Origin of the sequence: Alteromonas sp. KS69 (assembly GCF_003989595.1) — a bacterium.
GTDB lineage: Bacteria > Pseudomonadota > Gammaproteobacteria > Enterobacterales > Alteromonadaceae > Alteromonas > Alteromonas naphthalenivorans.
This window is the reverse complement of record NZ_PYHU01000056.1, coordinates 1-8,600: the sequence shown is the minus strand read 5'-3', so window position 1 is coordinate 8,600 and position 8,600 is coordinate 1. Positions and strand designations below refer to the sequence as shown.

9 protein-coding genes and 1 pseudogene are annotated in these 8,600 nt (G+C 39.9%); 8 read left to right on the top strand and 2 right to left on the bottom strand.

Translation table 11 applies throughout. From position 1 onward, the window contains the following. Window positions 1-315 (bottom strand): annotated as a pseudogene (locus tag C7Y69_RS20905) (transposase); the annotation flags it as partial. Between the two features lie 115 nt (window positions 316-430). Between C7Y69_RS20905 and C7Y69_RS22100 the strand changes: the two are divergent. The 7 genes from C7Y69_RS22100 (at window position 431) to C7Y69_RS20870 (ending at window position 5,607) form a co-directional block, all read left to right on the top strand. Then, a complete protein-coding gene (locus C7Y69_RS22100; protein WP_126874055.1) occupies window positions 431-586 on the top strand; it encodes an IS3 family transposase in 156 nt (51 codons plus the stop codon). A gap of 80 nt (window positions 587-666) precedes the next feature. After that, window positions 667-1,467 (top strand): TIR domain-containing protein, encoded by an 801-nt coding sequence (locus C7Y69_RS20895; protein WP_126874054.1) that lies wholly within the window; start codon window positions 667-669, stop codon window positions 1,465-1,467. Window positions 1,468-2,028: 561 nt separating this feature from the next. Next, window positions 2,029-2,844, top strand: a complete 816-nt coding sequence (locus C7Y69_RS20890; protein WP_126874053.1) for an HNH endonuclease — start codon at window positions 2,029-2,031, stop codon at window positions 2,842-2,844. A 297-nt stretch (window positions 2,845-3,141) separates the two neighbouring features. Continuing rightward, window positions 3,142-3,984, top strand: coding sequence for a hypothetical protein (locus tag C7Y69_RS20885; RefSeq protein WP_126874052.1), 843 nt, complete (start codon window positions 3,142-3,144; stop codon window positions 3,982-3,984). A gap of 80 nt (window positions 3,985-4,064) precedes the next feature. After that, on the top strand, window positions 4,065-4,484 hold the full coding sequence (locus C7Y69_RS20880) for a hypothetical protein (protein WP_126874051.1): 420 nt from the start codon (window positions 4,065-4,067) through the stop codon (window positions 4,482-4,484). A gap of 59 nt (window positions 4,485-4,543) precedes the next feature. Continuing rightward, window positions 4,544-4,879, top strand: coding sequence for a hypothetical protein (locus C7Y69_RS20875; RefSeq protein WP_126874050.1), 336 nt, complete (start codon window positions 4,544-4,546; stop codon window positions 4,877-4,879). A gap of 356 nt (window positions 4,880-5,235) precedes the next feature. Next, the gene (locus tag C7Y69_RS20870) at window positions 5,236-5,607 is read left to right on the top strand and encodes a MerR family transcriptional regulator (protein ID WP_126874049.1); all 372 of its coding nucleotides are present in this window, start codon (window positions 5,236-5,238) and stop codon (window positions 5,605-5,607) included. A gap of 101 nt (window positions 5,608-5,708) precedes the next feature. On the opposite strand, the gene C7Y69_RS20865 is transcribed toward C7Y69_RS20870, so the two are convergent. After that, the gene (locus C7Y69_RS20865) at window positions 5,709-6,980 is read right to left on the bottom strand and encodes an IS4 family transposase (RefSeq protein WP_126874048.1); all 1,272 of its coding nucleotides are present in this window, start codon (window positions 6,978-6,980) and stop codon (window positions 5,709-5,711) included. 94 nt (window positions 6,981-7,074) lie between these two features. Between C7Y69_RS20865 and C7Y69_RS20860 the strand changes: the two genes are divergently transcribed. Beyond that, on the top strand, window positions 7,075-8,064 hold the full coding sequence (locus tag C7Y69_RS20860) for an NAD-dependent epimerase/dehydratase family protein (protein WP_126874047.1): 990 nt from the start codon (window positions 7,075-7,077) through the stop codon (window positions 8,062-8,064). The last annotated feature ends 536 nt before the right edge of the window (window positions 8,065-8,600 follow it).

Here is an 8,600-nt window from a genome sequence, read left to right as displayed (position 1 = left end):
CGGTCTAAATTGATCGCTTACTTTGTAAAGTCTGTGCCAACGTTGAATCACGTCTTCTATACTTAGTGCGTCCGCCTTCTCTTTAGCTATGTGTAATACCAAATGCGTATGATTACTCATCACCGCATAAGCACATACATCAATGGCAAACACCTCACTTAAAACATGAATACGGTCTTCCACCCATTGGCGACGATGTTCAAAGCTTCTACCGTTTTCCTCGCCACATAAAAAGGCACGACGAACACAGCGGGAAACACAGTGATAATAGGGCGTATCTAATAAACTAATTTGCGACTTTCGGGCTTTAGGCATTACGGCTGTCTGACTCTGATTGACTCGTTTACCAGTTTGAATAGCCATTAAGATTAAAGAAAGTGTACTAAGAGACAGTTTTGGTATTTTTGTATTATGGCTGTCTTGTTTAGTTATGAAAGTCGAAATTATATACGGAGAAAAATTCAACTCGCTTCAGGAAATCAAATCTTGTATCTTCGAATACACGGAGGTTTTTCATAATCGCGTCCGCCAGCATTCAACACTGGGTTATGTAAGCCTATATGAATACGAAGCGATATACGCTTAACATGGAAGTCCACTTTTAGTGGGGAAGACCATTGGTTACGCTAAGCTGCACATTCGAAACCATAAGATAAGGAAATTAAAATGAATGTTTTTATAAGTTGGTCTAAAAACTTAAGTAAAGAGTGTGCTGAAATACTCAGAGATTGGATTAAATGTACATTGCAAGCCTCAGAGCCATGGGTGTCATCAAAAGATATCGACAAAGGCTCTCTCTGGTTTAATGAAATAAATGACCAACTTAAAGACACGAAAGTTGGCATTGTTTGTCTTACAAAAGAGAATAAATCCAACCCTTGGATATTATTCGAATCTGGTGCATTGGCAAAAGGATTGTCCGCTAACAGAGTCTGTACTTTTCTTATTGACCTTACACCCGCGGATCTAGCAAATCCCTTGGCACAGTTTAATCATACGATGCCTAATCAAGAGGGTATGAAATCGCTGCTTTCTACTATTAACAAAGAGCTTGGAGAGAATGCATTAGATGACCGTATATTGGATCAGGTATTTGAGACATATTGGCCACTATTCGAGAAAAAGTTTAATGAAGTGATAAGAGATTCGCCCGCTAGTGACGAACTAGAGCCAACGCGAAGCTCAGATGACATACTAACTGAAATTTTGTATACCACTCGAACATTAGATAAACGGATAAGATTTTTGGAAAAAAGAACCAGTGGCTTTCATGTTAACAGCGATTTTTCTACAGTAGCGTTGAATGACCGTATAGTTATGCTTGTTAATAAGGGTCTGCAACCAGAAGAAATAGCCATGGAGCTAGAAGATATTGCGCCTAAAGAGTATGTTATGAATGTAGCCATCTCCCTGTATAAGAATAGAAAATACAAAGACGTAAGCATTGAAAAGCCAACTATCAAATAAAGTCAGTGGATGCTAGAAGCGCGACTGCCCTAGGTAGACTAAACAAGACAGGCCTATTTGGGAAGGCGAAGCTGCATTTACGAAAACTTAATTCGTCGCTAATTGTGTAGGAAAATTTTTATTCCTTCACCAGCGAAAAGTGGCAATAAGTTTTGTGAGATTCGCTATTTAGATGCAACGCTATCCCAGTAATCGCATTGCATTTTCTCGCCCTTGAACCCGTTGCTAATGTCGGTTATGTGCGTATTGCTCAAGGTGAATCACTTTGCCAGCGGCCTGCTAAAAGCAGGTTTCAAACTGCGTGGTTAAGATTAGCCATTCAGATTAAATAAAGTGTACTAAGGGACAGTTTTGGTGGTTTCGAATTATGCCTGTCTGGTTAAGTTTCTTTAAGATTTTTTATAATCGCGTACGCCAGCATTCAACACTGGGTTATGTAGCCCATATGAATACGAAGCGATATACGCTTAGCATGGATGTCCACTTTTAGTGGGTAAGACCAGTTTTTAAAATTTTTCAGTTAAAGACAATTTTAATTCCCCCTAGCAATCTGGAATAATTATGAGTTCAAAGTTAAGTCACTTTTTGTTGTACAAGATGTCCATGACTGAAGTTTATCAACCAGTTATCATTAAAGAGTTGCTTAATAATAATGGAAAGTGTACTAAAACGGATTTATCTGTTGCTCTAGCTAGGTATGATCTTTCTATTCTTGATTACTATAAAAAAATTGTAATGCGTTGGCCTAAGGATATTCTGACAAAACATGATGTTATTCAATACCAAAGAAATGGAGAACTATTTCTATTAAATCCTGGTTTGGTTGATTTAGAAAACCCAGTTAGAGAATTAGAAATATGCGAAGAAAAAATATCAATTTGGATAGATAAAAAGAAAAACATTGAACGCTCTCCTCAAGCGAGTGAATCCATAAGATATAAAGTTTTGAAGCGTTCAAATGGTAAATGTGAATTATGTGGAATTCCATCATCATTACGTCCTATTGATATAGATCATATCGTTCCTCAATCCACAAAAAACAAAAACGAAAAAGTAACTAAAGATGGTAAATTGATTGACGTTCACTCAGAAGAGAATCTTCAAGCACTTTGTTACAAATGTAATAGAGCTAAGCGCAACACTGATAATACAGATTTCAGAAGAACTAAAAAATTAGTTCGAGATAAAATTCCCAGCATTATTGTTTCAGATGGCAGAAAACCTAAGATTAAAGCTCTAAGTGGACACAAATTGATTGAAGCTCTAAACGATAAGTTAATAGAAGAACATGAAGAATATATCTCCGAAAAGGACAATACTAAATCAGTAAAATATGGAAGTTTCGACGAAGGTTATTTTTACGAAGGTGACGAATAATTAGGGCTAAACAAGACAGGCATATTTTGAAAGTTCTACAGCGAGGAGCTAGAAAGCGACTCTGTGAAAGGTTTGGACCTATGGGTGTTATGCCAAAAAATGGAAGCTGTCTTTTAACTCCAATTACTTCAGCAGCTTGGGTTTGAAAAATCAGACATAGAAAGAATGCTAGGTAGTAATTACAACCTGAAGCAGAAGTTTGATGAAATCTAACAAGTCAATTAGCTACGCGCCTTCGGCGCCGGACGCAGCAGACCTGCGCCGGTTATCGAAGCGTTAGTCAGAAAGGAGGGATTCATGTCTGATAATCAATCACCAATACATGTGCTTATTCTTAAGCCAGTTAAACAAATACTCGACCTAAAAAAATATTTGAGAACCAGGAAGGCTATCAGGCAAGGTGAAGAATTGGTGGATTTCAATGATAAAGAACTTGATCTGAAGGGTCTGTTGAGTCCTTGGCCATTCAACATACAAGAAACAGTATATGCCACGCTTCCAGCGTTTATTATTATTGGCTTTATGAATTTTCTTTACGGAAAGCCAGAAATCACATCACAATTAATCAAAGGAACGACTGAACGAGACAAAATATTTAACGACATCTATGAAAGTACATTTAATTTTTTCGATACATTCACGGTTCCAGTAATAACAACATTGGCAGTTTTTCTCATCGCCTGGGGAAGCATCAAAAAGAAAGACACATCGCCAGAAAAAAGGAAGCGTGCCATGCACTCGTACTTATATTACGATGGTGCTCATGGCATTGCTCCGCAAGCAATAATCGTATTGTGCATAGGTTTGTTGGAATGGTTTCAACTTAGACCATCGATGGCGCGAGAATTTCCAGAAGAAGTAACTATAGCGTTAGTCGTTCTTTTCTATATATCCTCAATATACTTACTTTGGCTTATTGGAAGAAAAATCCCTAAGAGGCTTTTTCAAAAGCTAGGTTATTCTGGGAAAGTAAAGCACTTTTGGACTAAGTCACAACCAGATGACCCTTCGTGGTCGAAGTATACTCTTGCCATTATTCTTGGTGGCTGGCCTCTCATAGCAATTTGGATTGGTATTATATTTACAATCTCATACGGTTTTGCCTACGCTGCAACTGAATTGAAGCTTTTGCTAGTTTAAAGATGGCTAACAAGGCAATCAAAATCTACGCGGCAAAGCCGCGCTTTATTGCGGCGTTATATGTTTTGCAAGGATGATTTATGAAACCAATATTTTTAATTTTGTTACTAGGCCTGTGCGCATGCGCCCCTTCACCTGAAGATTTGGCGAATGTAGCAAGTCAGCAGTTCAGGGAAAGAGGCGAAACAGAAGAAACATGGCTGCATGACGGCGAACTCCACTTTTCTACTGCTTTAGAATGGCAAAAAGCTTCTTTTCAAAATAAACGCGCTACTTCTTCAGATTTTCTATTGGCACTCGACGAGCAAGGGCGACTGGCAATTGATATTAGTGATAATCGAAATTTAAAAATACATAGCGAAGAACTTACACGTAAATTAAACAAGCAATTTGAAATTATTGGTCCAGCAGTTGAGAACAATAAGAAATTCGCAAATCAATTAATTAGCGATGCAGTAGTTTTAATAGCATCTCAAAATGGTTGGCTTAAAAACGCTTAGTATCAACTCCCAAGTGCAAAATTGATCATGCATCGTCATTCTTAATCTGCCAAGGAGTTTTGAACCCATACCGTTTACGCGAACGACTATTAAGTCGCTTCGCTCCAAAATTTAGCGTTATTTCTTTGCCCCTTATATTACTTACGATGTGTTCATGTTCTACATCGGCACCAATTGTTGTACATGAGCAATACGGTGAGATGAGAGCCGATAATGAACTGTTTCGCAAAGAAGCGAGTAATTGTGCGTTACAAGCTAGAGAAAGTGTTACTGGCACAACTTTAGACAAAAATTCACGTAAAGAAGATGTAACCGATGCAACCGTCCAGTTATTATCATTTTTTAGCGGTAATGCTTCATGTCTTAAATCTAAAGGTTGGTACATTAAAGAGTAATGCTAACAGGTCAATCAGGCGACTAGGCGACTAAACAAGACAGGCATACTTGGTTATTTTGTCGACCTTGAACCCGTTGCTAATGTCGGTTATGTGCGTATTGCTCAAGGTGAATCACTTTGCCAGCGGCCTGCTAAAAGCAGGTTTCAAACTGCGTGGTTAAGATTAGCCATTCAGATTAAAGAAAGTGTACTAAAGGACAGTTTTGGTGGTTTCGAATTATGCCTGTCTGGTTAAGTTTCTCTCTCTGGTTTATAAAAAGTTAGAAGCATTCAAACAAAGATCTGTCTAGTAAAGTCTGACCGATTCAATATGCCAATTTCGTAAGCGTTACACCCATTAGGATTAGAAAAAACATGTATATAGGAGAGGTTTCAAAACTTACTGGCGCGTCAAAAAAAGCAATTCATCACTACGAGGCGCTAGGGTTGTTGTCAAAGGTGCCTAGATTAGGGAAGTACCGCATTTACGATAAGCACCATGTCGTCATAATCTCGATGATAAAAAAAGCGCAATCCCTGGGTTTTAAACTTTCAGAATTGCTGCCAATGATTCAGGTTAAGGCAAAAGAAAATCGCTTTCCGGTCGAGGTGGCGATAAATGCCATAAAGCAAAAGCAGAAGCAAATTAGAATCGAGATTGAACAAGCCAAACAGCTAGATGTTGAGCTAGGGTCATTAAAACAAGAACTGATTGATCAATTTCCGCTTAACAACCCAAATAATTAAAAGCCCTTGACTGTTCCCCTAGGGGGAGAGTTTATAGTCTTGTCACTTAATAACTTTATAAGTGAATACAAGATGTCTAATGTATGTTCATATGTTGGACATTAAGGGTTAACCGAGACCAATCCATACTTCAAGCGCCCGGTTTTCCTGTCTCTGTCAGGATGTGCCCGTTTGGCATATCTTGATAAATAATTTACTGTCCAATTCCACGTTTGTTTTAATTCAGAGTAAGCGTCATGGAGTATCGATTCCATTAATGGGTAAAACCAGCTCTGCGTATTTTTCGCGACCATGAAGCTCGATATATCGACACCCATCAACCGTTGAATACTAAATCCAATACGCCGTTTCACCAGCAGTGCCAGCAAACTGACCCATATCAGCCCTTCCATCAAGCCCGCGTTCCGGGTATTGAACTTGCGTAAATTGCAGTAGGATTTCCATTCTTTGAACAGTAACTCTATCTGCCAACGTAAGCTGTATAGTTGTACGACTGCTTTTGCCGGGTATTTCTCACGCGGCAAATTCGTTGCCCAATAGGTTGGCTCTGATTTACCCGTAGGCCAACTCGCTATCAGCCGATATGACACACTTCCCTCGACGTCCATATCGACCACTTGGCTTCGTCGGATGTGATGTTTCACGTCCTTGAGCTTCACATTGTCGAATCGTTTCAAACGCTTACCCTGCGCTGTAACACCCAAAAAAACCAAAGGGTTAGCGGTCGTTTTTGCCCTGACCAGATAGCTCCCTCCCGCCTGATGGATACTATCCAGATACGACAGTTTGAAATAGCCTCGGTCTGCCATAAATAAGCAGGCTACTAACGATTCGGCTGGCGGTAAAAAATCATACTCTGCCACGCTGTCTGCACTGACGGCTATCCGTTCAGGCTGACTGTGTAACATGTCCCAGCTCACATGAACCTCGACGGCCGCAGGACTAACGGTGGTAAAACGGCCTTTAAATTCTTCCTTTAACGCGTTGTGAATGGCAAACGAACTGCCATCCTGCAGCACGACCTGCTTAAACGCCGATAGGTCAGTGTCTGTACCAAGGATATGCTGCTGCCATTTATGCAATGCAACGCCCACTATGCGCTGAATCAACTGCTTAAATGCTGGCTTACTCAGTTGATTATGAAACGGCTTGTACTGCACATCGGTGTACGTCAATCCAGTAAAATAGCGGTGCAAATCACTGATGCAGTCAATGTTCTTGTCCCCCATGGCCGTCACCAGTGCCATCACTAATTCATAGGGCTTCACGATACGCTCCCGATGACAAAAACCACACCGTTTACCAATATCGTTAATATTAAATTCGTTCAGGACTTCCGTTATCTTGTTTAGCTCGTTATTCTTATCGCGCATGTTCTCAAATTTGTTTATGACGTTTGTTTGGCGATAAACATCTGATCAAATTTGATACATACATTCAAGTCCTAATTTCCTTAAGATCCTACCTATGAATGTATGTTTGGTAACCGGGGCGAACGGTCATTTAGGAGGGAATGTAGTTAGAGCGCTTATAGCGCAAGGCGAAACAGTAAGGGCAGGGATGCGTGATATTCAAAATGTGGATAATTTTTTCCGCTTGAACTGCCAAGTTGTCTACACCGAAATGCAAGATATAGACGCAATGAGAAAAGCCCTGGAAGGTGTCGATATTTTATATCATGTTGCCGCGGTATTTAAACATTGGGCTAAAGATCCTATTACTGAAATCGTCCAGCCGAATGTAAAAGGGACTGAAATTGTCCTTAAAGCGGCGGCCGAAGCCAATGTGAAAAAAGTGGTTTATGTTAGCTCGGTTGCGGCTGTTGGGCACGATGGAAACTATCTAGATGAAAATAGTTGGAACACGTTATCTAACAACGCCTATTACAACTCTAAAATAAAGTCAGAGCAAAAAGCTTGGGAGTTGGCAAAAAAATACAATCTGTGGATGGTTTCCGTTCTACCCTCTGCAATGATTGGTCCCCATGCTAATCGACTCACAGACACTATGCAGTTTATTGAAACAATTAGAACCAATAAGCTTCTGATAGACCCTCATTTTTTCTTTAATTTCGTTGATGTTCGCGATGTGGCAAAAGGCGTAGTTGCTGCTACTACGAAAGGCAGTTCTGGTAGCCGGTACATATTGGCTAATAACAACTCTTCGTCACTTACTGAGATATACAATGCTGCCCAATCAACGGGAATTAACTTAAAAGCTCCAGCACGACTACCAAAGTGGGTAATATATTTTATTGCCTTGTGCGCAGAGCTGGCAGCTAAGGTGACAGGTAAACCCGCAGAGCTTATTAGAAGCCAAGTGGCTTTATTCTATGGCATCAGGCAGGAGTATGAAATAACGAAAGCTCGTAATGAACTTGGATACGAGCCTCGCTCACCATCAGAAGCGCTACGCGATGTATTTGAATACTTAAACGGGCGCGAAAGTAAATTATGACCTCCTCCACAATTCTTCCACAATTTGTTGTTACACTATGATTAATAAGCCAAATTAAGCACAAAGTGGCGAGATCACTGTGGAGCTTTCCTCATGAAACACAATCATTGACTAAATAAGACAGGCATCTTTAGAAAGGTAAAGCTGTTTTCGAATTATGCCTGTCATGTTTAGCTACAACAGCCAAGCCCAGAACTGACAAAATTATTAGAAGAAGTAGGGGGCTTAGAACACTTACGGTTGTAAGTGAAAGACCGGGTGGTTATTTAGCGTAATAGGTTGGTGTTTGGGTGAGTTGGATTGCCGGGCATTAGGGGCTATTTTTTATACAGTACTTTGTGTTTTTAAAGTTAGTAAAAATAAAAAGGAATTGTTCCGGAATGCGGGGGCGGTTTTGAAAGGCAGAACGTAGTACATTGATAATAGAATGTTTTCGTGCGAAAGTTTGTAAGTTAGGGAAATGAGGTACGGAAACTTTCCATCTTGTATAAAGGAATTTTTCCACATAATAAGCTGTTAGGTGCTACAGGGATATG

Bases quoted from the DNA above. Each gene is read 5' to 3' on its own strand.
- C7Y69_RS20860 (WP_126874047.1), top strand. From the start codon at position 7,075: ATGAATGTATGTTTGGTAACCGGGGCGAACGGTCATTTAGGAGGGAAT.
- C7Y69_RS20865 (WP_126874048.1), bottom strand. From the start codon at position 6,980: ATGCGCGATAAGAATAACGAGCTAAACAAGATAACGGAAGTCCTGAAC.
- C7Y69_RS20890 (WP_126874053.1), top strand. From the start codon at position 2,029: ATGAGTTCAAAGTTAAGTCACTTTTTGTTGTACAAGATGTCCATGACT.
- C7Y69_RS20895 (WP_126874054.1), top strand. From the start codon at position 667: ATGAATGTTTTTATAAGTTGGTCTAAAAACTTAAGTAAAGAGTGTGCT.
- C7Y69_RS20880 (WP_126874051.1), top strand. From the start codon at position 4,065: ATGAAACCAATATTTTTAATTTTGTTACTAGGCCTGTGCGCATGCGCC.
- C7Y69_RS20870 (WP_126874049.1), top strand. From the start codon at position 5,236: ATGTATATAGGAGAGGTTTCAAAACTTACTGGCGCGTCAAAAAAAGCA.
- C7Y69_RS22100 (WP_126874055.1), top strand. From the start codon at position 431: ATGAAAGTCGAAATTATATACGGAGAAAAATTCAACTCGCTTCAGGAA.
- C7Y69_RS20885 (WP_126874052.1), top strand. From the start codon at position 3,142: ATGTCTGATAATCAATCACCAATACATGTGCTTATTCTTAAGCCAGTT.